This window comes from Acinetobacter sp. VT 511 (assembly GCF_001077515.1).
GTDB classification, from domain to species: Bacteria; Pseudomonadota; Gammaproteobacteria; order Pseudomonadales; family Moraxellaceae; genus Acinetobacter; species Acinetobacter schindleri.
In genome coordinates, this window is record NZ_LFRE01000094.1 from 1 (window position 1) to 21,225 (window position 21,225).

At 39.7% G+C, this 21,225-nt stretch carries 20 protein-coding genes; 4 read left to right on the top strand and 16 right to left on the bottom strand.

What is annotated here, in order from left to right; translation table 11 throughout:
- Positions 1-26: 26 nt before the first annotated feature.
- Positions 27-848: a hypothetical protein gene (locus ACS72_RS18060; RefSeq protein ID WP_048882485.1), complete on the bottom strand. Its 822-nt coding sequence runs from the start codon at positions 846-848 to the stop codon at positions 27-29.
- A gap of 256 nt (positions 849-1,104) precedes the next feature.
- On the opposite strand from ACS72_RS18060, the gene ACS72_RS14570 reads away from it, so the two are divergent.
- Complete coding sequence (locus tag ACS72_RS14570) at positions 1,105-2,031, top strand: chromate resistance protein ChrB domain-containing protein (RefSeq protein ID WP_048882486.1); 927 nt, start codon at positions 1,105-1,107, stop codon at positions 2,029-2,031.
- The gene (chrA, locus tag ACS72_RS14575) at positions 2,028-3,374 is read left to right on the top strand and encodes a chromate efflux transporter (RefSeq protein WP_048882487.1); all 1,347 of its coding nucleotides are present in this window, start codon (positions 2,028-2,030) and stop codon (positions 3,372-3,374) included. The genes ACS72_RS14570 and chrA overlap by 4 nt, the downstream gene beginning before the upstream one ends.
- 43 nt (positions 3,375-3,417) lie before the next feature.
- On the opposite strand, the gene dmeF is transcribed toward chrA, so the two are convergent.
- Positions 3,418-4,401, bottom strand: a complete 984-nt coding sequence (gene dmeF, locus ACS72_RS14580) for a CDF family Co(II)/Ni(II) efflux transporter DmeF (protein WP_048882488.1) — start codon at positions 4,399-4,401, stop codon at positions 3,418-3,420.
- Positions 4,402-4,458: 57 nt separating this feature from the next.
- Here dmeF and ACS72_RS14585 point away from each other — a divergent pair, with 57 nt between their 5' ends.
- Positions 4,459-4,725: a metal/formaldehyde-sensitive transcriptional repressor gene (locus ACS72_RS14585; protein WP_048882561.1), complete on the top strand. Its 267-nt coding sequence runs from the start codon at positions 4,459-4,461 to the stop codon at positions 4,723-4,725.
- Positions 4,726-4,888: 163 nt separating this feature from the next.
- Here the strand turns inward: ACS72_RS14585 and ACS72_RS14590 are convergent, their stop codons facing one another.
- On the bottom strand, positions 4,889-5,776 hold the full coding sequence (locus tag ACS72_RS14590; RefSeq protein ID WP_048882489.1) for an NAD(P)/FAD-dependent oxidoreductase: 888 nt from the start codon (positions 5,774-5,776) through the stop codon (positions 4,889-4,891).
- A gap of 109 nt (positions 5,777-5,885) precedes the next feature.
- Here ACS72_RS14590 and ACS72_RS14595 point away from each other — a divergent pair, with 109 nt between their 5' ends.
- Entirely contained in the window at positions 5,886-6,326 is a 441-nt protein-coding gene (locus tag ACS72_RS14595) for an Rrf2 family transcriptional regulator (RefSeq protein ID WP_048882490.1), read from the top strand.
- Between the two features lie 104 nt (positions 6,327-6,430).
- On the opposite strand, the gene ACS72_RS14600 is transcribed toward ACS72_RS14595, so the two are convergent.
- The 13 genes from ACS72_RS14600 to ACS72_RS14660 all read right to left on the bottom strand — a co-directional run bounded on the left by ACS72_RS14600 (position 6,431) and on the right by ACS72_RS14660 (position 21,208).
- Positions 6,431-7,738: an MFS transporter gene (locus ACS72_RS14600; protein WP_048882491.1), complete on the bottom strand. Its 1,308-nt coding sequence runs from the start codon at positions 7,736-7,738 to the stop codon at positions 6,431-6,433.
- A 93-nt stretch (positions 7,739-7,831) separates the two neighbouring features.
- The gene (locus ACS72_RS14605) at positions 7,832-8,479 is read right to left on the bottom strand and encodes a hypothetical protein (protein ID WP_048882492.1); all 648 of its coding nucleotides are present in this window, start codon (positions 8,477-8,479) and stop codon (positions 7,832-7,834) included.
- Between the two features lie 12 nt (positions 8,480-8,491).
- Positions 8,492-9,205 carry a HupE/UreJ family protein gene (locus ACS72_RS14610; RefSeq protein ID WP_048882493.1) on the bottom strand — a complete coding sequence of 238 codons (714 nt, stop codon included), beginning with the start codon at positions 9,203-9,205 and terminating at the stop codon, positions 8,492-8,494.
- Between the two features lie 22 nt (positions 9,206-9,227).
- Complete coding sequence (locus ACS72_RS14615; protein ID WP_048882494.1) at positions 9,228-9,584, bottom strand: hypothetical protein; 357 nt, start codon at positions 9,582-9,584, stop codon at positions 9,228-9,230.
- 11 nt (positions 9,585-9,595) lie between these two features.
- Complete coding sequence (locus ACS72_RS14620; RefSeq protein ID WP_048882495.1) at positions 9,596-12,727, bottom strand: efflux RND transporter permease subunit; 3,132 nt, start codon at positions 12,725-12,727, stop codon at positions 9,596-9,598.
- Between the two features lie 12 nt (positions 12,728-12,739).
- Positions 12,740-14,218, bottom strand: a complete 1,479-nt coding sequence (locus ACS72_RS14625; protein ID WP_048882496.1) for an efflux RND transporter periplasmic adaptor subunit — start codon at positions 14,216-14,218, stop codon at positions 12,740-12,742.
- A gap of 11 nt (positions 14,219-14,229) precedes the next feature.
- Positions 14,230-15,429, bottom strand: a complete 1,200-nt coding sequence (locus ACS72_RS14630) for a TolC family protein (RefSeq protein WP_048882497.1) — start codon at positions 15,427-15,429, stop codon at positions 14,230-14,232.
- A gap of 45 nt (positions 15,430-15,474) precedes the next feature.
- Entirely contained in the window at positions 15,475-15,924 is a 450-nt protein-coding gene (locus ACS72_RS14635) for a hypothetical protein (RefSeq protein ID WP_048882498.1), read from the bottom strand.
- Between the two features lie 115 nt (positions 15,925-16,039).
- Entirely contained in the window at positions 16,040-17,332 is a 1,293-nt protein-coding gene (hisD, locus tag ACS72_RS14640; RefSeq protein WP_048882499.1) for a histidinol dehydrogenase, read from the bottom strand.
- Between the two features lie 157 nt (positions 17,333-17,489).
- A complete protein-coding gene (locus tag ACS72_RS14645; RefSeq protein WP_048882500.1) occupies positions 17,490-18,446 on the bottom strand; it encodes a hypothetical protein in 957 nt (318 codons plus the stop codon).
- A gap of 195 nt (positions 18,447-18,641) precedes the next feature.
- On the bottom strand, positions 18,642-19,700 hold the full coding sequence (locus ACS72_RS14650) for a YqaJ viral recombinase family protein (protein ID WP_048882501.1): 1,059 nt from the start codon (positions 19,698-19,700) through the stop codon (positions 18,642-18,644).
- 175 nt (positions 19,701-19,875) lie between these two features.
- Positions 19,876-20,907: a DUF932 domain-containing protein gene (locus ACS72_RS14655; protein WP_048882502.1), complete on the bottom strand. Its 1,032-nt coding sequence runs from the start codon at positions 20,905-20,907 to the stop codon at positions 19,876-19,878.
- A 22-nt stretch (positions 20,908-20,929) separates the two neighbouring features.
- Positions 20,930-21,208, bottom strand: a complete 279-nt coding sequence (locus ACS72_RS14660) for a hypothetical protein (protein ID WP_048882562.1) — start codon at positions 21,206-21,208, stop codon at positions 20,930-20,932.
- Positions 21,209-21,225 lie beyond the last annotated feature (17 nt).

Sequence of the window (21,225 nt, forward strand, 5' to 3'; positions counted from 1 at the left end):
TCGTCCTAGAAAGGCGTTAGATTGGCTTACACCATTAGAGAAATTTGCTCAGCTTGTTGATTATCATATGGCTTTTGAAACTGTCGCACCTCATGTTTGAATTCGCCTAGTATTCTTTGCATTTGAAAGCTTCTAAAATGAGCCTTATCACCTTCAATATCCTTATGGGTCTTAAATTCTTTCCCCAAGCGCTCACCATAAGCGAATAGTAATTGCCCTACATACTCTTGTTCTGTTTTTTCTATTTCCAGAGGAACAGTCCCTTTTGGAGCAGTACCTGGATCATGTTTAAACCATTTGTATAAAACGGAATTTATATCCGGATCACTTAAAATCTGCGTTACCTGCAAAGCTTTAATACCTGAAAAATTAAAATTTTCAATAGCAGCCAAAACTTCCTCATTTAGTATTACTTTTGAATTTTTAACTATTTTTGTTTCGCAACACTCTTTCCATTCATCTATAAGAGTTTTTTTAAACAGGGACGGGTTATTTATCAATGTCTCTAGGGGGCGATTAATTCCTTTTGGAGCAATAAAATAATATTTCTCAGGTATCGTAAATTGTTTTTGAGATGCGTAATATAAAATTTTACCGATTTCCAATAAAGCTAATGGTTTAGTTATCTTTTTATTATATTGTTTACATTGATAATTATGCCAAGCCCCTTCATGTCTTTTTTCTGTCAAGAATCCAACAACATCTCTCCCCATATCACCAGATCCGGTAAAATTATCATGATCAACATATATCTGAACTTTTTTTGCTATCCAATCATGTACAAATTCTTCAAGTTCAGTGTCATCCAACGCAAGTAATTGCCGTTTGTACTTACTTACATTTATCACAATAACCCCTAAGATCAATCATTTGACTTTAAATAAAGTATTAAATTTAAATTATAAATTACGCCTTCTAATACTATCAAAAAAATATTATTCGAATAACTAATTTCATTTTTTTCCTCTAAAGCTTTGTCGTACTACATACTTACTGCCCCATCATTCCCATTAATCTTTCTTCTAATATAAGAAATCATTTCTTTATATTTGCCTTCAATCTATTTAAATGTAACATACTAAACAAATATGTAGAGTACATTACATGAAATTAAGCTTACTCATATCTTCACTGCCCACACAAAATACAACTACTCGTATGAGAGTATGGCGGTCTATCAAAGCCAGTGGTGCAGCACCCCTTAGAGATGGAGTCTATCTACTCCCCATTGCTCATATTGAAAAATTTGAGCCTATTGCTCATGACGTTATTTCAGAACAAGGGACTGCCTATATATTTAATGCAGAGCAACCTTTAAATCTTGAGCTTTCCACTCTTTTCAGTCGAAAAGAAGAATACGACATCCTATACAAACAACTCACTAAGTTAAGAGAAAGTCAGACTAAAGATGAAAAGAAGGAACTGCTAAAGCAAGTTCGTAAATTGAGAAAAAGTATTAATGCACTTGTAGAGATTGATTATTACCCTGATGAAACTCAAGGCCAGGTTTTAAATGAACTTTCTTTATTAGAGCTTTCAATTGCACGTCTTGGTGAAACAAATGAACCTCAAGCTATACAAGCCAATATCCAATCTCTAGATAAAGAAAACTACCAAAACAGGAACTGGGCTACTCGAAAAAGGCCATGGATTGACCGTTTATCCTCCGCATGGCTAATTAAGACATTCATCGACTCCAATCCTACATTTATTTGGTTAGATACCCCTCTCGATTGCCCAGAAGAGGCATTAGGGTTTGATTTCGATAATGCAACCTTCACTCACATCAACCATTGGGTGACCTTCGAAGTACTTTTACATAGCTTTAATTTAGAGAACCCTGCTTTAAAGAAAATCGCCGAAATCGTACATTACCTTGATGTTGGCGGGATTGAACCTCCTGAAGCTTTAGGTTTAGAAAAGATTATTCAAGGCATTCGTTGCCAAATCAAAGATGATGACCAACTTTTTGAACTCTCTAATCATATTTTTGACGGTCTCTACACTAATTTGACAGGAGATGCCACATGAGCAAATTAAGCGGCACAGATATCGAACCTAATCCAGAGATCAGCTTTAAAGAGGCCATACTGTTTTGGCTTAAACTCGGATTTATCAGCTTTGGTGGTCCTGCAGGCCAAATCTCTGTCATGCACCAAGAATTGGTAGAACAAAAAAAATGGATCTCTGAAAAGCGATTTATGCATGCGCTCAATTACTGCATGCTGCTTCCGGGGCCTGAGGCACAACAATTAGCAACCTATATTGGCTGGCTAATGCACAAAACAAAAGGCGGTATCATAGCCGGACTATTTTTCATTTTACCTTCCCTTTTTATTCTCATCGGTCTTTCATGGGTCTATGCAAAATTTGGAAATGTACCTGTGATTGCAGGGCTTTTTTATGGCATCAAACCTGCTGTCACCGCTATCGTCTTTCATGCAACCTATCGTATTGGCAGTAAGTCACTGAAGAATAAATATATGTATGCTATTGCATGTGCAGCATTTATTCTCATTTTTGCCTTTAATGTTCCTTTCCCCCTTATTGTGCTACTCGCTGCTTTAAGTGGTTATCTCTTAAGTAAATTTGACCCAAAACTATTTACAAGCAATGCTCATGCATCAAGCCTCAAAGACTACGGGAAAGCATTCATTGATGATGATACGCCCACACCTGAACATGCCATTTTTAAATGGTCTCGCTTGATTAAATTACTGGTTGTTGCAATTATTTTGTGGTGTCTCCCTATAGCATTACTAACGGTAGCTTATGGCTGGTCTCACGCCTATACACAAATGGCTTGGTTTTTCACCAAAGCTGCATTGATGACTTTTGGCGGAGCTTATGCTGTTTTACCTTATGTATATCAAGGTGCTGTTAATTTCTATGAGTGGCTTAAGCCAACCGAAATGATCGATGGTTTAGCGTTGGGTGAAAGTACACCCGGCCCACTCATTATGGTCGTTGCTTTTGTAGGATTTATGGGCGGTTACAACCTCGACCTATTAGGGCCTGAACATAAGTTTTTAGCGGGTGCTTTTGGAGCAACAATTGTTACTTGGTTCACTTTCCTATTTTCGTTTGTGTTTATTCTCGGTGGTGCACCCGTAATCGAATCTACTCATAATCAAATTAAATTTACTGCACCACTGACAGCAATTACCGCAGCTGTTGTAGGCGTAATTCTTAATTTGGCCCTCTTCTTTGCTTACCATGTGCTATGGCCAAAAGGGTTTGAAGGACAATTTGACTACATAGCTGCGGTGATAACCATACTCGCTTGTATTGCTCTCTTTAAGTTCAATCAAAGTGTATTAAGAGTCATCGGTGCCGCTGCAATTTTAGGGCTAGTCATTAAACTAACTATATAAAAAAAGGAGCAGCTCAAATGAGCTGCTCCTTTTTATCTATTTTTTATACTGCAGCTTGGAGTCTAGAACTCATATTAATTTCTACTGAAACGTGCACAATTTCCTCATGAATAGATAAGGCTTTTCTTACTTCATCTGCCGTGATATTTAAACTGCTTACATCAAGTGACAAGATACAAGAAAACTTACCTTTACCCACCTTCCATACATGAATATCAGTAATTTCGATTCGGCTATCTAAGTCTTCAATGACTTCCTGAATTTCCTGAACAACTGGATGTTCCATTTCAGCATCAAGTAAAGTTTTGCCTGTCTCGCGAATAAGCCCCCAAGACCAATGTGCGACTAGAAAAGCACCTACAATACCCAAAACTGCATCTAAGAAATCCCAGCCAAAAAATTTACCTGCAAATAATGCAATAATTGCTAATACAGAAGTCACGGCATCTGCAACAACATGTAGGAAAGCTGCTTTCTGGTTTAAATCATGTTCATGATGCCCATCTTCATCATGGTGATGGTGTCCATGATCATGATGGTGATCATGTTCGTGGTGATGATGGTGGTGATGCCCACTATCATGTAGTAACCAAGCACAAATAAAGTTCACAGCAAGACCAATCACTGCGATTGATATTGCTTCGTTATAGTGAATATTAACGGGATTAAATAGGCGCTCTACCGATTGTATTCCCATAAACAATGCCACAACCATGAGTAATATCGCACTAGAGTATCCGGATAAAATTTCTATCTTCCATGTACCAAAACAGAATCGCTGATCTTGTGAATATTTACGTGCCATGCGATATGCAAAATATGCTAAGCCCAATGCCAGCATGTGTGAACTCATGTGCCAGCCATCAGCGAGTAAAGCCATCGAATTAAAGAACCATCCTCCAAAAATTTCAAAGACCATCATGACACCCGTCAGGATCGTCGCAATTAAAATTTTCTTCTGTGCTAGTGGATTACCTTCATCGAATTGATGCGTATGGTTACTTTTAACATTACTTAGATATTGCATTTTTTTATGCCATCAATAATACTCCCCCATAGTATATTTAATTTGGACAGAAACGCTATGTCTCATCTGCATCAAGACAAAAAAATTTTAAACCGGGTTAAGCGTATTCAAGGACAAATCAACGCCGTTGAGCAGAGTTTGGCTGACCCGCACAAATCATGTATAGACGTACTGCAACAGGTCGCTGCCGTTCGTGGTGCTGTGAATGGATTAATGAATCAATTGATTGAAGCACATTTGAAAGAGCACGTTATAAAGGATAAAGAAGCAATTAATGAAGAAGAGCTAAAAGAGTTTTTAGCTCTATTAAGTCGTTATAATTAAAAAGACAAAATTATTTGGAATAAATGAGAATATAGCTCCAAGCACAAAATACTCTTTATAAAACTACTGATTTATTAATTATTTATTGAGTCTGCATCATAAACAATCATAAAAAGCCCAATCCATTATAATTGGGCTTTTTTACATGATCACTGACCTTACTTTAAAAAATAAAAGACTTGTGTGCCACGATTCCTGTCATTGCACCATCACCGACAGATAAAGCAACAGAACCGCCAGAACGAGTCACATCTCCACATGCATACACACCTTTAATATTGGTTTCTTTTGCAGGAGAGGTTTTAATCGCTTCACCATATTCATTGCTGTCAATGTCTAAGCCTAAATTACGAATCCAATCTGCCTGTAAACGAGTGACTGTAGACACGAATAGACCATTTAAAGTTGTACGCTCTCCATCTACAAATACGATGTCACAATGGTTTTCAATACGTGCAACTTTACGCGTTTCTATGACAATTTGACGCTTAGAGAGTTTCGCCAAGAGTTCATCATCTAATTGTTCAGCGTTGATGGCATCGTTTAAAAATAATGTTGTATTTCCCCAATCAGGCAACATCAATGCTTGATGTAATGAATGCATACCCGATGCAAGCACACCGACCTCACCCATATTCAATTCATATCCATCACAATAAGGGCAATGGTAGATCGATTTACCCCAACGTTCAGCTAAGCCTTCAACTTGAGGTAATTCATCTTTTACGCCTGTGGCAATAATGATTTTTTCTGCTTGGAACTGTTGCTCTCCAGCACTTACCAAATATTGACCATCTATAGCTTTTACATCCGTTACTGTTCCAGATAACCATGAAACTGTTGAGTATTTTTCAACTTGTGCGCGGGCCTCGAACGCAATTGCATCAGGTGCACGACCATCTTGGGTTAGAAAGTTATGTGAATGCTCTGCAAAGCGGTTTCTGCGCTGTCCTGCATCAATAATCAAAATTTGACGACGAGCACGTGCTAAAGGTAATGCAGCAGAAAGACCTGCATAGCTACCGCCAATAATTACAACTTCATAGTTCATTCCAAAGACACCAAATATGTAACTTTTAAAGTTACTATATCATTTTTTTAATTTATATGAAACTTTAAATGTTACAATCTATTCAATCCATTCATATCTAGATTTAACTATGCGTAAAGACAGTAAACTTTCTCGAATGCTTCATGTACTTCTACATATGGCACGTGAAGACAAGCCTTTCACGTCAGATCACATCTCAGAAATGCTAGAGACGAATCCTGTTGTTGTACGTAGAACAATGTCTGGCTTAAAGAAGCATGGATTTGTTGATTCAGAAAAGGGACCGGGCGGCGGTTGGAGTTTGATTAAGTCTTTAAGTGAAATCTCTTTGTATGATGTTTATGTAGCAGTAGGTCAGCCTTCAATTTTTGCGATTGGCAACGAAAATAAACAGCCTGATTGTTTAGTTGAATTAGTTGTAAACCAAGCTCTGGATCAGGCATTCATTGAAGCCCAACTGTTACTTATCAATAATTTAAAGGCTACCAAACTAGATAAATTGGCACATGATTTTCAGGTTGAATGGGATAAATATATTGCGAACAATTAGCCCTACTACACCTAATAGCCATTGTACAACCTCTAAGATAGCAAGTTAAGGGAGCAACATAGCTGCCCCAAATGCGCTGATAAAAGAATAATATAAGCCAACAATCATTTCGGCCAATGTTGATGATATTCATCTATCACATAGTCATGTACATGCTTACCATCATGATTATGACTGAGTAAATGTTCATGGTCCGCTGGTAAATCTTCATGTGAATGTACGATTACGGAATCATCTTGTTTTGGCCAAATCATAAAGGCAATACTCATTGCCACCAGAGCAATAACCGCCATAGGCACGAATGTAAAGAGTGTTCCAAAATTGGTACTCAGCCAACCCACTAAAGGGTAAGCAATCAACCAGCATGCGTGTGAAAAAGCGAACTGCGCGGCAAATAATGAAGTTCTATTTTCACTAGATGCAGATTTACGAATTAACCGACCTGTAGGCGTTTGAGATACTGAGTAACCTATTCCCAAGATAAACCATAAAGCTAATAGCCCGTTGTATGAGTTAATAAAAAACCCACAGAATAAGCCAACGACTAATACAGCTGTGCCGCTCAACATCACAGCTCGATCGTTAAATTTATCCAGAATATTAGGCAATATAAATGCCGAAAGCATAGACCCTAAGCCAAACAAGCCAAAGGCCCAAGTGGTGGCATGTTCATTTAGCTTAAAGGTTGATTGAACGAGTACAACCGTATTTACAATCACCACAGCACTTGCTGAGGCTATAGCAAGGTTTAACGCTAGGAGAGCCTTTAAACGCGGAGTATTAAAATAAATTTTCGCCCCTTGTTTTATTCGGTAATACACCCCTTTAAATTCAGGAACTGTAGCTGCGGGCAATTTTGCACTGACAACAAAAAGTGCTGAACCTATAAAGCCGATCACTGTACCTAAAAATAGATTGTGATAAGTGATAAATCCGAGTAAAAAGCCCGCTAACATTGGGCTAATAATGTTTTCTAAATCATAGGCCAATCTAGAGAGAGACAAAGCATTGGTATAATCTTTTTCTTCAGGCAATACATCAGGAATCATGGCTTGAAAAGTAGGTGTGAATGCAGCTGATGCAGATTGCAGAATAAAAATTAAAATATAGATTTGCCAAATCTGAGTCACGAAAGGCAGACATAAAGCAGTCAAGGCACGGATGATATCTAAGCCCACTAAAACTTTTTTACGCGGCAACCTTTCAGCAAACGCTGAAGCGATGGGTGCAACCCCAATATAAGCAATCATTTTTATAGCCAAAGCGATGCCTAAGACCTGAGCAGCTTCACCTTTAGCAAGGTCATACGCTTGTAAAGCCAAAGCTATCGTGATCAGACCTGTTCCAATAAGTGCAATGACTTGGGCTAAGAACAAATGCCTATACGTTGTATTTTTTAAAACTTCTAGCATTTTAGGAACTCCTTTTAGAACCTAATTTTGATTTCTAAAATCAATGCCAATTAAAATCTCCTTGGATTTTATTCCAAGGAGATTTTTTAAAACTTAAAACACTTTCTTCATATCACTGAATTGGCCTTCAACTTCCAATGTCACTGAAACAGGACTTTCAGTTCTGTTACGCCAGAACCAGCCGTGCTTACCATCAAAAGCCGCTTTTAATGTACCTGTTTGCTGAGTTTCATTACGTCCTTTGCCATAACCATGGTAAAAGCCCTTAGGAGCGCTCACTGGATCACCATGCGTATCGTAATTAAGCCCACCGCCTGATGTCGTCCATGTGTAATTCACGCTGGCACTTTCCGGCATCGCCAACTTAATTTCAGTAGCTTGTCCGGGCTTCAACTCAACTGTCATCTGCTGCTTTTGAATTGCAGGCATAGTCATTTTTTCTGTCTCACCTATTGGCATAGATGATTGGATATTAGGGTCACTTTCAGCTTCACTCGATATCGTGTTTGAAGCAGCCATTCCCATACCATTTTCAGATTCTTGAGCCAAAGATTGCTTAATTTCTCCCATCGTGGTTAAGCCTAGAACTTTACCAACCCCAGTAGGATCAATGTTGTATTCAGCTGGCATAACAACTGTAACTAAGACAACTGCAGCACTCACTGCAGCGATAATAGTTGATTTAACAAGTTTCTTTGCAGAAGGTAATTCAACATCTTGTGGAATTTGAGCGTTGTACATATTTGAAAATCCTTATTGAGTAACGAAGCCAGTAAGCTGGAAGCCCACAAGTAAAAAGCCGAGGAACATTAAAAAAACGTTGCTTTGATAAGCTGTTTTGAAGAAATACGGCGTTTTTCGCCACATTGTCATCAACAGCAAAATCATCGCTAAAGCCATAAATTGACCAAGCTCTACCCCGACATTAAATGCAATGAGGTTTGCCAATAGACCATCTGCCGGAACTTCATACTCTTGAATTTTTACCGCTAAACCGAAGCCATGAATCAGACCAAAAATTAACGTCGCTGCTTTAGTGTTGGGCTGGAAACCAAACCAACGCTGATAAGCACCTAAATTATCCAAGGCTTTATAAACAATAGAAAAACCAATAATTGCATCAATAATGTATGCATTCATGGAAATGTTGTAATACACCCCAATCAGCATTGTCACAGAGTGACCAATCGCAAAAAGGCTGACATATAAGCCAATATCCTTCATGCGATATAAGAAAAAGATAATCCCGACGAGGAATAACAAATGGTCATAACCTGTGACCATGTGCTTTGCCCCTAGGTATATAAAGGGAATGATGTGTACCCCATAAATTTCTTGAATATAGCCTTTGTCACCTTCCGCCACGCCATGGGCAAAAAGTGCAGGACTCATCAACACAGCACTTAAAGTAATCAAAAACTTTAAAAATGCCTTAAGTCTCACCCATTGTGAAAAAATAAATTGCATGTAAATCAAACTCCAAAGTTAACTAAAAAAGAAAATTTTCTAGTGATGTTTTGGGAGGTTTGAAAATACGGCTGATCATTAGATAGAGATAATTTTTCACTCTATCTGGGATCAAAATAAAGGCGAAAGTAAATAACAAAGTCATCGATTGACCAGACTGATCTCCACCAAAATGCTCATGAAAATTATCATGATGAATATGGTTTTGCTTTTGGTGTACATCGTGAAAATGTGCGCCTTCAAATTCATAAACCGTATGTTCTGGGTATGTCGCCTCTGCATTGTGCGTATTAACATGCAGGCATAGTGCAAGACTGATGATGCAGATAACCCACATCATCAAATTTCTAAATTTCCTATCTCTCACTATACCTATCATTACAATTTCACCTAGGCTTCTTGCTGCTCAGAAAAATCATCTGATTGCTTTTTACGTCCTTGGTTAAACCAAACGTATAGCGTAGGCAAAATAATCAACGTCAATAAAGTTGACGAGATAATTCCACCGATCACAACAGTCGCTATTGGTCGCTGTACTTCAGATCCAATTCCCACATTTAGTGCCATTGGGATAAAGCCTAAAGATGCCACTAAAGCGGTAATTAGTACTGGACGAAGTCTCCCTAAAGCACCTTGTTTAACAGCCTCAAGTAATCCCTCACCTTGATCTCTCAATCGCTGAATAGCAGAAACTAAGACTAAACCATTCAACACAGCAACACCTGAAAGTGCAATAAAACCAACTGCTGCTGAAATAGAGAATGGAATATCACGCAGAGCTAATGCAATCACACCTCCGGTTAATGCAAATGGGACACCTGTAAATACCAGCACGCTATTTCTGACATTTCCTAATGCCATATAGATCATGGCAAAAATTAAGATCAAAGCCAGAGGGACAACAATCATTAGACGATTTGAAGCTGATTCCATTTGTTCAAATGTACCGCCCCATGTCAGCCAATAGCCTTCAGGTAATTTAAAGTCAGCATTGAGTTTAGATTGGGCTTCTGCGATATAACTTCCGATATCCGTACCGCGAACATTGGCAGTAATTACAATTCGGCGTTTACCGTTTTCACGTGAAATTTGGTTTGGACCCTGAACATTCTTCAATTCGATCAGTTCAGACAAAAGTACACTCGAACCATCAGGTAAATTCACTGGAACTTGGTAAAGCTTCTCTAAATCGGTGACAGAGTTTTGATCCATACGGACCACAATGTCGAACTTACGATCCCCCTCAAAAACCTTACCTGCGGTTTGGCCTGTGATCAGGCTGGAAACCTGCTCCTGCACATCCTCAGCATCTAAGCCATAATTGGCAATCATGTCTTTTTTCAGTTCGACAGAGACCATCGGTAAACCTGTCATCTGTTCTACTTTTAAGTCCGCAGTCCCGTTTACACCTTCAAGAATCTTCGCAGCGGCATTGGCTGATTCAAGTAACTGATCTAAATCATCACCATAAATCTTCACTGCAACATCTGTACGAACACCTGAAATCAGCTCGTTAAAACGCATTTGAATCGGCTGAGTAAACTCATAGTTGTTTCCATAAACGCCTTTTGCTACACGTTCAATATCGGCAACAACAGCTGATTTTTCTTTGTCAGGATTCGGCCATTCGCTACGTGGTTTCAATATCACAAAATTATCAGCGACGTTTGGTGGAACTGGGTCTGTCGCAATTTCAGCTGTACCCACTTTAGCAAACATGGTTTTCACTTCAGGAATTTTGACGATTTCCTTTTCAAGTGCATACTGCATTTCAACAGCTTGAGTTAAAGAAGTACCGGGAATTCGAAGTGCATGTAATGCCACATCACCTTCATCTAATGAGGGAATAAATTCAGAGCCTAAGCGAGTTGAAAGGCTTGCACTGAATACAAAGAAAATAGCGACGAACGCAATCAGCTTATAACGATGACTCAATGACCAATCTAAAATTGGGCTATAGACTTTCTTAATGAAATGAACAATCTTAGATTCCTCTTCCTTAATTTCACCTGTCGTGACTAAAGCCACCATTGCAGGAACAAAAGTAATCGAAAGAACCATTGCAGCCACGAGAGCCATAACAACTGTAGCTGCCATCGGTGTAAACATCTTGCCTTCAACACCAGTAAGCGTCATGACAGGCAGATACACTAAGATAATGATCAATTGACCATAAAGAATCGCTTTTCGAGATTCTCTAGTTGCTTCAAATACGGTAATAAAACGTTCTTTACGCGTCAGAATCCGGCCCAACTCTTTTTGCTTCATCGCTAATTTTGCAAGTGAAGCTTCAACAATGACGACAGCACCATCGACAATGATCCCGAAATCTAGCGCACCTAAACTCATTAAGTTTGCACTGATTCGTTGATTCACCATGCCTGTAATGGTCATGAGCATTGATAAAGGAATCACCATCGCAGTGATGAGCGCTGCACGGAAATGTCCAAGAAATAAGAAAAGAACGACAATAACGAGGATTGCACCTTCTAGAAGGTTTTTCTTCACCGTGTCTATCGTCGCATCAACCAAGGTTGTACGGTTATAAACTGCTTTTGCCTCAACACCTTCTGGCAATGACTCTTGGACTTTTTGTAACTTTTGATCTACCGCATGAGCAACATTTCGCGAGTTTTCACCAATCAGCATAAATGCAGTACCTAAGACAATTTCTTGCCCATCTTTAGTTGCTGCACCTGTACGTAACTCGTGACCAATCGATATTTTTGCCACATCTTTCAATCGCAGAATGTAACCGCTGCTTGTCGTGATAGGGATATTTTGAATTTGCTCAATTGAGTTAATTTGAGAATCTGAGCGAATCAAATACTGCTCACCATTCTTCTCAATATAACCAGCCCCTTTGTTCATGCTATTTTTAGAAATAGCATCCAAGATATCCTGCTGATCTAAACCAATGCTGTGTAAATATGCATAATCCGGCTGTACCACGAATTGTTTTAGATAACCGCCAATCGTATTGATTTCATTCACACCTTCAACATTTCGAAGCTGTGGTTTAATCACCCAATCTTGCAGAGTTCTTAATTCAGTGGGAGATAATGGATTTGGATTATCTTTTGCATTCTCAACAGTGTACATAAAGATTTCGCCAAGCCCTGTTGAAACAGGCCCCATTGAAGTCGATATGCCAGTCGGAAGTGTTGGAGTAACCCCTTGCAACTTTTCATTTACAAGTTGACGAGCAAAATAGATGTCCGTGCCTTCCTTGAAAATTGCTGTAACCTGCGATAGCCCATATCTCGACACAGAACGTGTATATTCAAGATTAGGAATACCAGCCAAAGCCGTTTCAATTGGATAGGTCACTTGTGACTCCATCTCCATTGGAGATAAGCCTTGCGCTTCACTATTGATTTGGACTTGTACATTGGTAATGTCAGGTACAGCATCAATCGGCAGTTTAAAATAGTTATAAACACCAAATGCGCCAATAAACAGAAAGACAATCAGTACAAGCCATCGATTCTTGATCGAGAGCTTAACAATTTGATCAAACATAGTCGCTACCCCTTAGTGATCATGAGTAGCGCCAGATTTACCCAGCTCTGCTTTTAATAAATAGGAATTGCCTGCTGCATACACCTGACCTGCTTTAAGACCAGATTTCACCTCGACAAAACTATTATATTTATCGCCTAGTTCTAAAGGACGTGCTTCAAAGTCATTTCCTACACGGATGAAGACCACATCCCAATCACGGAAGTTTTGTAATGCATCCTCTCGCACAACCATGGCTTTCGTGCTTTGATTTTCGAATATTTGTGCGGTAACAAGCTGACCAGAACGCCATTTGAATTGGTTGGCAATTTCGATAAAGACTTGAGCTGTGCGCGTTTTCGGATCAATGACATCACTGATATATTTAATACGACCTAAAGCTTCCTCTGTACCTGTTTGCACTTGAGGCTTAATCGTCACTTTAGCAGTGGGATTAATCGCATTCAGCTTATCCGCTGGAACATTCACCACTGCCAATAATTGAGAGGTATTGGCAATTTTGAACAATGGCGAAGCTGGGGTGACGTTTGAACCAACCGCAGCAAGGACTTGTAAAATCGTGCCTGACATTGCAGAACGTACTTCAATTGTTCCATTCCCTGAACCACCATAAGCACGAATTAAACTGTTTAACTCATTGGCACGAGTCTGAGCATCATCAAACTCTCGTTTTGCATTGATGTAGTCAATTTCAGGCGATACGCGTTTTTGAAATAATGCACGTTCCTGTTCCATTTTTTTGCGTGAAAATTGCAAATTATCTAATGCAATGGATCGCTCAGCATTTAAGCGGATCAGATCTTGGCTTTGAACAGTCGCTAACAGATCACCTTGGCTGACTTTATCACCAATAGTGCGATAGGTTTTAATGAGTGTTCCGCTTGCTTTAGGTGTAATGAAACTTTCAAAATTGTCTGGGAACTTAAGTTCGCCTTTTAGCTCAAGCGCATTCTCAAAAGTCATAGGTTCAACTTTAAGAAGTTCTAAACCGCTGCTTTTGATACTGCTATCCAGCATCGTTACACGGCCTTCTTTGGTATCCCATTTCCAGCTGTGTTTCTTGCCTTGATAATCAACATTAATCACCATCAAGAACGAATGCGGTTCATAAACAATTTCATCGCCAATCAAGTAATCACTTTCAGGTTTGAAGCGAATGGTTTGCTCAGCATCTAAACGCTTAATAAAAATATTGGCGTTAATCTCACTCGGCTTTAAAGGCTGATCTTTGTAGTAGCCATAGACACGTAAATGCGGCTCTACACCTTCTTCAAAAATTTTTACCTCTGCCGAAAAGTCTCCATCACGATATAAGCGTCCACCATGTGGACCTTTTTCATCGCCTGCGACAGCAGCTTTTTCTTCGACAGCTTCACCATGTGCTGAAGACGTCTGTGATTTGTTTCCTGTTTTGTACCAAGCCAGAGCACACAACATGACAAGTAAAGCTATAACGCCTGTAGCAATTACTGTATTCTTTGGTTTATTCATATTCTCTGCCCTTATTCTTGATCTAAATTCGTTACATAATTTCGTTCAACTTCTGCAATCTGATTTTGCAAAGCCAACCACAGATCAAATCGAGCGAGATGTTTGTCTAACCAAACTTGTTTAATGCTATTAAATTCCAATAATGAAATTTTTCCTGCCTGATAACCCATTTCTGCAATGCGTAAACTTTCTTTTGTTGCAGGTAAAACAGATTGGTCATATTGCTTGATTGCATCAATCAAACTGGATACCTCAATAGATTTGTTATCCAATTCAATCTTTGAATTTCGATTGATTAATTCTGAACGAGTTTCAGCATTGGTTTGCTGTGCTTGAGCGAGTGCAATATTTCCACTGTTGCGATTGAATATCGAAAGCGGAATAGAAGTGGAAACCAAAAAAACTTTGTCATCTGTTTCTTGATAATTACGTACACCAACGCCAAGCGTGATATCAGGAACCGCTTCTTTTCTTGCTAATTCAAATTGAGTTTTTGCCTGCTGCTTTTTTAGTAAAGCCTGCTTTTCAGATAAGCTAACCTTGTCAGTGAAGTTAATCGTTAAAGGAACATCAATAGCATTGGCTGGCAAATCAAAAGCAAATTTTGAACAGAGATTTTTCTGAAACTGAACCTTTTTCAGCTCATTTTGATAACGTAACTTGGACTCAGCAGATAAAGCTGAATTAAGCTGAACATCAGATGGAATCACACGTCCATACTTTAGCTTTTCATTTAGAACTGTTGCTTGTCTTGCACTCAGCTTGCTCTCTACAGCATAAATTTCTGCTCGCTGAGATGTTGCATACCAATTAGACATGCAGATTCGAAAATCGGCTTTTAACTCTGCTTGTCGTTGAGTAATCTCAAATTGGTTATTATTTCCTTGTAAACCTGCTAATTGCTTACGTAAAGCGAGTTTATTATTTAACGGAATTTCTTGGGACAAACCCATGAATGCAGTTGGGCCATCCAAGTCTTTCAGCTTAGAATTACCCAAATTATCCAATTCGACATTGAACATTGGATTGTTCATCCGTCCAGCATATTTTTGATTTACATCATACGCCTGCTGAGATTGCTGCAAACTTTTTAGAACTGAATCATTTGCAATCGCTTGCTGCTGTAACTGTGCATAATTTGTTCCTGCAAATAACTGCGGAGCAATAACGACTAAGCCACAGGCGAAAATTACCTGACTTTTTTTAGACATGACTATACCTATACAAAAAATGAAAAATATTTTTGTATAGTTAAATCAATTTCTTAGAACAATGAGAGTCTTGGTAAATGCGTAGGAATTACAAAGAAAGTTAATCCTTTTCCTAAGTTTAAAAGACCGAATTGGGCGTTCAAATAAACCTAAAAATAAGAGGATTAAAGGTAAAGCAAAACTAAGGAAAAAGACTGGATCAATTGAGAAATGATCATCAGCTTGAATTGGCTTTACTGAATGATGAAATGCGGGTTCATCATAACTTGTCCAGTTATGATTTTTTTTATCTTGATCTGCTGTACTCAGAACTTCATCATGATGAGCTAATGACCATTGACTCGAATCTTCTGTTTCTACAGAAATACTCAGTTCATGATGATGGTCTAGATTTTTTGCTATTACAGGCGCCCACGTATAAATCCCCGTAGTTGTTATAGCAAACAAAAACAGGACTGATACGAGGATAAGCTTAACAAACTTATTAGCCAGCATAGCAAATTAGATCAAAATGAAACGTGAAAAGCATACTGAATAGACATGCGAAAGTAAATCTTTCAAACACCTTTTTAATATTAAAAGGACTGAACCATTTGTCAGTCCTTTTACTCTAAATACGATAACTTGCAGAGCGTGAGTGGGCTTCTAAGTTTTCTTCTTTAGCTAAGATGCTTGCCACTTCGGCTAAAGGCTTGACTCCGTCCTTCGAGCACATAATTAGACTTGAGCGCTTTTGAAAATCGTAAACACCTAAAGGAGATGAAAATCTAGCTGTTCCAGAAGTTGGTAGTACGTGATTTGGGCCCGCACAATAATCTCCCACGGCTTCGACCGTAAATTTCCCCATAAAGATAGCACCAGCATGTCGAATATTCTCTGTCATCCCTTTTGCAATCTCATCATCAACACAAAGTTGTAAATGTTCTGGTGCAATACTGTTTATGATTTCAATACCTTCCTCTCTATCCTTAACAAGAATAATGGCTCCACGATTTTCAATTGAGGCTCTCGCAATATCTTGCTTCGGTAAATCGTCCAAGTGTTTATGTAAAGCATCATGCACAGCTTTAGCCAATTCTGGTTCAGGTGTAATAAATATTGCTTGTGCAATAGGATCATGCTCTGCTTGAGACAATAGATCCATTGCTAACCAATCTGGGTCTGTGCCTGTTTCTGCATAAACTGCAATTTCAGAAGGCCCAGCTATCATATCAATTCCAACTTTTCCAAAAACGGCTCTTTTTGCAGCTGCAACAAACTTGTTACCAGGCCCTGTAATTTTATCCACTTTCGGTATTGATTCTGTCCCATAGGCTAAAGCGGCAACTGCCTGTGCTCCGCCTATCGTAAACACTTTATGAACACCTGCTAAATATGCCGCAGCTAATACAAGCGGATTCAACATTCCTTTAGGTGCAGGAACTGTCATTATTATTTCAGTTACTCCCGCAACTTTTGCAGGAATCGCATTCATTAATACAGATGATGGATAAGATGCTAGACCACCCGGCACATAAATACCGATACGATCTAATGGTGTAATTTTTTGACCTAAGACATTTCCCAATTCATCTTCAAATGTCCAACTCTGCTGAATTTGGGCCTTGTGGAAACTTTCAATCCGCCCTGCCGCAAATCTAAGCGCTGATTTAATGTCAACTTGAAGCCCATCAAAGGCTTTTTTTAACTCAATTTGATCTAGGCATAAATCTTTAAAATCTTGAGCAGGATGTTGGTCAAATTGTTGCGTTAACTTCAAAACATGAGAATCACCATGGATACACACATCAGCAATAATCGTATCTACAGCATTTATAAGCTGCTTATCCGTGACAATTTCAAAATCCAGTAATTTTTTAAAGGATTCTGTAAATTGAGCATCGTTGGTTCTTAGTATTTTCATATTGCCCTTAATGGTAATCTTATATCTAATATTAATATGATGATTTATTAAAAATTTTCAATATTAATAAAAAAATAAGGGAAATAATCCCCTTATATCAAAAAGATAATGAACTTATTCAATTAGTATTCATTCTAAAAATTTATGTTCACAACAATCAATTCACCGCATTTACACTCTCTTTTAATCCTTTCTGCATCTCCTGCACAAAACCCTCCCGCTGATGGAATTTAAGCTTAGTTTTAGCCCTGCCTTTTGCCCCTCCCTCTACAGACTCAACTTGTAAATTTTCCCCTTCAAAATTTGAGTCTTCATCCCTATAAAATCCCTCAACCACATCCAAACCTTCCTCCATATCTACATCCATCCTTCCATTCGCAAAACCCTTCCTTGCGGTAAAGTCCAAAGCCTCCTGATAAAACCCCGCCTGCTTGCTCTGTTCATCAATCTGCTTCGCCTGAATAATAGCTTCATTCAAGCTAATCCCCTCCCTTAAAGTTAGATCCACGTAATACACCGGCTGACGATAGCTTTGTGTCGTACTCTTACCTCTTAAAATGAGTTGCAAAGGCAGGCACGACAACAAGCCTCCTGAAGCTGCATGGTAATAGTTCAACCGTGCAGCCAAAGTCCGAATACTGTTAAAGCCTGTAGTTCTAAAGATGAAGGTGCCAAACTCATCCGATTCATCTAAGTTCACATGCAAACGCCCGTAGGGCTTGCAATGTCCACCTTGAGCCAAAGCGCATAAATCAGGGGATGGACATGGATGTTGCTCCACGCCTTGATTGGTTAAGCGTTGACAGGTTTCACCATTGCCCATGCAAACAGGTCTTCCAGTCTGGCGATCAAACAAAGTGTATTCAGCACGTAGGTTTAAGTCAGAATCATTAAAGATCATTCTGACGGGGATTGAGCGTAGCTTTTGATTGGGAGTATTCGCTCGAAGCTGATCATCCAGTGGATGCTTCACCCAGCCTTCTTTGCTTTGAATCTGGGAAGTAATGGTGAACTGGTCATCTTTTTCCGGTAGACGCTTACCATTCTTCTCGATCATCCGACCGATACTGATACGCCCCAAGATTGGAGGGGTAATTGCTAAACCTTTAATCATATTGATATTCCTTAATGTATTACGTTACAAATTTGGGTCTATGTATGTAGGTCGGAACAAGGACCAAATAAGTTACCCAAAGAATGTAGAGCCAGATAAAGTGCTACAGAGATCGCGACCGATTTGCTCTCTACCGAAGGGTAGAGAGCGGGGAGCGATTTTTGTGAATTTTTGATTTGGCGCTGTAGATAGGACTTAGTCGGTATAGATGTTGAATCGACGACTGCCCTGCTTTTGAAGTGGATAAAGGTCGATGAGTTCAGGCTGGTGCTGAAGCAATGCCTTGGTATTTAGACTGATAGAATCCTTGGCTTTCTTCCAGACCACTGAGCCATGAGCAAAGACAGCTCTTTCCTTGTCTTGCATCATCATCTGAATTTCATGTTTAAGTTGGTCAAAACGTTCCTGCTTATGCTGAATCTCTTCCTTCATTTTGATGAGCTTGTCGAACATCAAATTAGCATTTTCATTTTGCGAGAGATCCTCTACGGTTAAAGGTACATGGGCTGGGTAGAGCTGTTGAATGGCTTTAGCTGCCGATTCACTGGTATCTACTGATGGCGGTATATCCTTTTCTACACATTCCCAAAAATATCGTTCTGCTTTGACAATATGCTCAATCACTGATTCAGACCGTGTCACTTTGAAGATCTTCGTTTCATGCCCACAGATCAAGACACAAACATGCGCTGCCTGTTTACCAGTCACTGCCAGTTGATGTTGCACCTGACAAAGCACGTATAAAGGCACACCATCACGCCACAATTTTGCTCCATGCTCACCTGCGGTTTTACATTCCAAGATCTGAACGTCATCACTGCCAACCACGCTGTAATCTAGATTGGCTAACATAAAGTGTTTATCGGGATCAGGATGCTGAAGTACCGCATTGATCCGTCGCACCTTGTTATTGGTATGCATGCTATAGAACTCTGCCACCAAAGGTTCCAACTGCTTGCCCCAATACAGCGGTGCTACACCTGAGCTTTCATCTTCAATAGCTTGAGTTTGACGACCTGTTTTGATCAGCCAAAGCTCTAACATGGACATGTAGGGATTAAGACCACAAGCAGTCGCGGCATCACTGCTACCAATGCCTTGTTTACGCACTTCAAGCCAATCCTGATATTCCATCCCTTTGGTGTTGACTAGTCGCTTAGCTGCTGTTGAGCGTTTGGTGGTAATGGTTGGATTGACTACGATCTTTGATCCTATAGTCGTAGGCAGATGGGAAATAGGTACAATTTGATTCATGGATTTATCCTTATAAATTCTGATCTCTGTAAAAGAAATGCATAAAAAAGCCATACCCGACACGAGGTCGGGTATGGCGATTCGTTTGCTGTTTTAATTGATAGGGGTTACATGAGTGCTATGACTAGCATTTGTTTGGGGTGACTTGATTTCAACATAAGTGAGTAAGATAATTTCAGGCGATCAAAGCAAGCGCTTGCTCCAATCCTCGTTGTTTCACACCAGCACCTGCACCAAACCAGGCTGAATCAAGTCGGTGATCTGTACTCATGGCACGTCGTTCATGATCCACAAATTCTGTGATCGAACAAAGTAATCCATAAGCAGTGTCTTTCGCTGATGATAAGTCAGCACCACGACCTTGACCATTGAACATATCCAAGGCCTTATTCATGGCACGACCATTAGGTTCAGGCTTTTTCTCCTGAACTTGCTGCGCGACATTACGATAGAACTGAATGATGTTTTCTTCAGGATCAGAAATTGACATGGTGCTGTTATTGAAAACCGCATCAAAGTAAGCCTTAGCTTCCTGCTGACTTACCTTACGCTGTGTGAGCTGTTTCATTTCATACATGTGCTCATCCCATGCACGCACTGAAATACCCAATTGCTGCTTCACTTTCTCTGCATCAAACTTGGTGCTATGTGGAACTTTCACCACACCTGCACTGCTGCTCTGTCCACGTAGAGCAATGGCTAAAGTGTTGTTACACACCACACGAATACTAGTGAATTGTGCAGTGGTCGCTAAGGTTCCATCACATGCAGTGGCTAAGAGGATGTAACCATTACTGACATCTTTGCCCTTGAGTGCTGAAGTCTGTCCAGTTCGAGCTAAAGCCCAGAATTTCTTCCCGCCTTTCAGCACCCCTGCGGTTTCTAGTTCAAAACCTGATTGCTCAGTCAGATCCCGGTAGAACTCTAGAATCTCTTTGGGTTGAACTTCCTGATAACGCTGACTGACCACAGATAAAGGCGCATGTGTATCTGAGCGATACAAGACACGCTGCTCTTCAAAAGGCATGATGATACTCTGACCACGTTCATTCTGTGCCATATAGCTGACGTTCGAGGATTCAATCCGCCAGTCCATCCCGGCTTGCTGTGCCCATACTTCGAGTGGTTGATTTGGACTTAGCTGATTACCGAGACCATGCCAAGGGGTTTCACCAACATAGGCCATTTGTTCGATTTGATGTGCCATCGTTCTTATCTCCTATGCTGATTCAACGAAAATTCTGCTGACAGTGATTGCAGTGATAGTAGGCCAGGGTGATTGGCTTTTTCGGTTCATCAAACATGCTGCTAAATAGGCCACCAATGACTGCACCTGCAAGCCCGCCAAGCAGTGGTGATACAGGCAAAGGTAAACCCTTTGAAATGGTTGCACCGATAGTTGCGAACGATGCAGATGCGGCTAGGCCTGTAGAATCAGACCCACTCACCTGCTGATTCACTACCTGAATGACTTGATCCGATAAGCAATAAGGGCAATTTAAACTCATAATATATACCTCTAGAA

Coding starts and splice junctions, on each gene's coding strand:
- ACS72_RS14570 (WP_048882486.1), top strand. CDS start 1,105: ATGAAATTAAGCTTACTCATATCTTCACTGCCCACACAAAATACAACT.
- chrA (WP_048882487.1), top strand. CDS start 2,028: ATGAGCAAATTAAGCGGCACAGATATCGAACCTAATCCAGAGATCAGC.
- dmeF (WP_048882488.1), bottom strand. CDS start 4,401: ATGCAATATCTAAGTAATGTTAAAAGTAACCATACGCATCAATTCGAT.
- ACS72_RS14585 (WP_048882561.1), top strand. CDS start 4,459: ATGTCTCATCTGCATCAAGACAAAAAAATTTTAAACCGGGTTAAGCGT.
- ACS72_RS14590 (WP_048882489.1), bottom strand. CDS start 5,776: ATGAACTATGAAGTTGTAATTATTGGCGGTAGCTATGCAGGTCTTTCT.
- ACS72_RS14595 (WP_048882490.1), top strand. CDS start 5,886: ATGCGTAAAGACAGTAAACTTTCTCGAATGCTTCATGTACTTCTACAT.
- ACS72_RS14600 (WP_048882491.1), bottom strand. CDS start 7,738: ATGCTAGAAGTTTTAAAAAATACAACGTATAGGCATTTGTTCTTAGCC.
- ACS72_RS14605 (WP_048882492.1), bottom strand. CDS start 8,479: ATGTACAACGCTCAAATTCCACAAGATGTTGAATTACCTTCTGCAAAG.
- ACS72_RS14610 (WP_048882493.1), bottom strand. CDS start 9,205: ATGCAATTTATTTTTTCACAATGGGTGAGACTTAAGGCATTTTTAAAG.
- ACS72_RS14615 (WP_048882494.1), bottom strand. CDS start 9,584: ATGATAGGTATAGTGAGAGATAGGAAATTTAGAAATTTGATGATGTGG.
- ACS72_RS14620 (WP_048882495.1), bottom strand. CDS start 12,727: ATGTTTGATCAAATTGTTAAGCTCTCGATCAAGAATCGATGGCTTGTA.
- ACS72_RS14625 (WP_048882496.1), bottom strand. CDS start 14,218: ATGAATAAACCAAAGAATACAGTAATTGCTACAGGCGTTATAGCTTTA.
- ACS72_RS14630 (WP_048882497.1), bottom strand. CDS start 15,429: ATGTCTAAAAAAAGTCAGGTAATTTTCGCCTGTGGCTTAGTCGTTATT.
- ACS72_RS14635 (WP_048882498.1), bottom strand. CDS start 15,924: ATGCTGGCTAATAAGTTTGTTAAGCTTATCCTCGTATCAGTCCTGTTT.
- hisD (WP_048882499.1), bottom strand. CDS start 17,332: ATGAAAATACTAAGAACCAACGATGCTCAATTTACAGAATCCTTTAAA.
- ACS72_RS14645 (WP_048882500.1), bottom strand. CDS start 18,446: ATGATTAAAGGTTTAGCAATTACCCCTCCAATCTTGGGGCGTATCAGT.
- ACS72_RS14650 (WP_048882501.1), bottom strand. CDS start 19,700: ATGAATCAAATTGTACCTATTTCCCATCTGCCTACGACTATAGGATCA.
- ACS72_RS14655 (WP_048882502.1), bottom strand. CDS start 20,907: ATGGCACATCAAATCGAACAAATGGCCTATGTTGGTGAAACCCCTTGG.
- ACS72_RS14660 (WP_048882562.1), bottom strand. CDS start 21,208: ATGAGTTTAAATTGCCCTTATTGCTTATCGGATCAAGTCATTCAGGTA.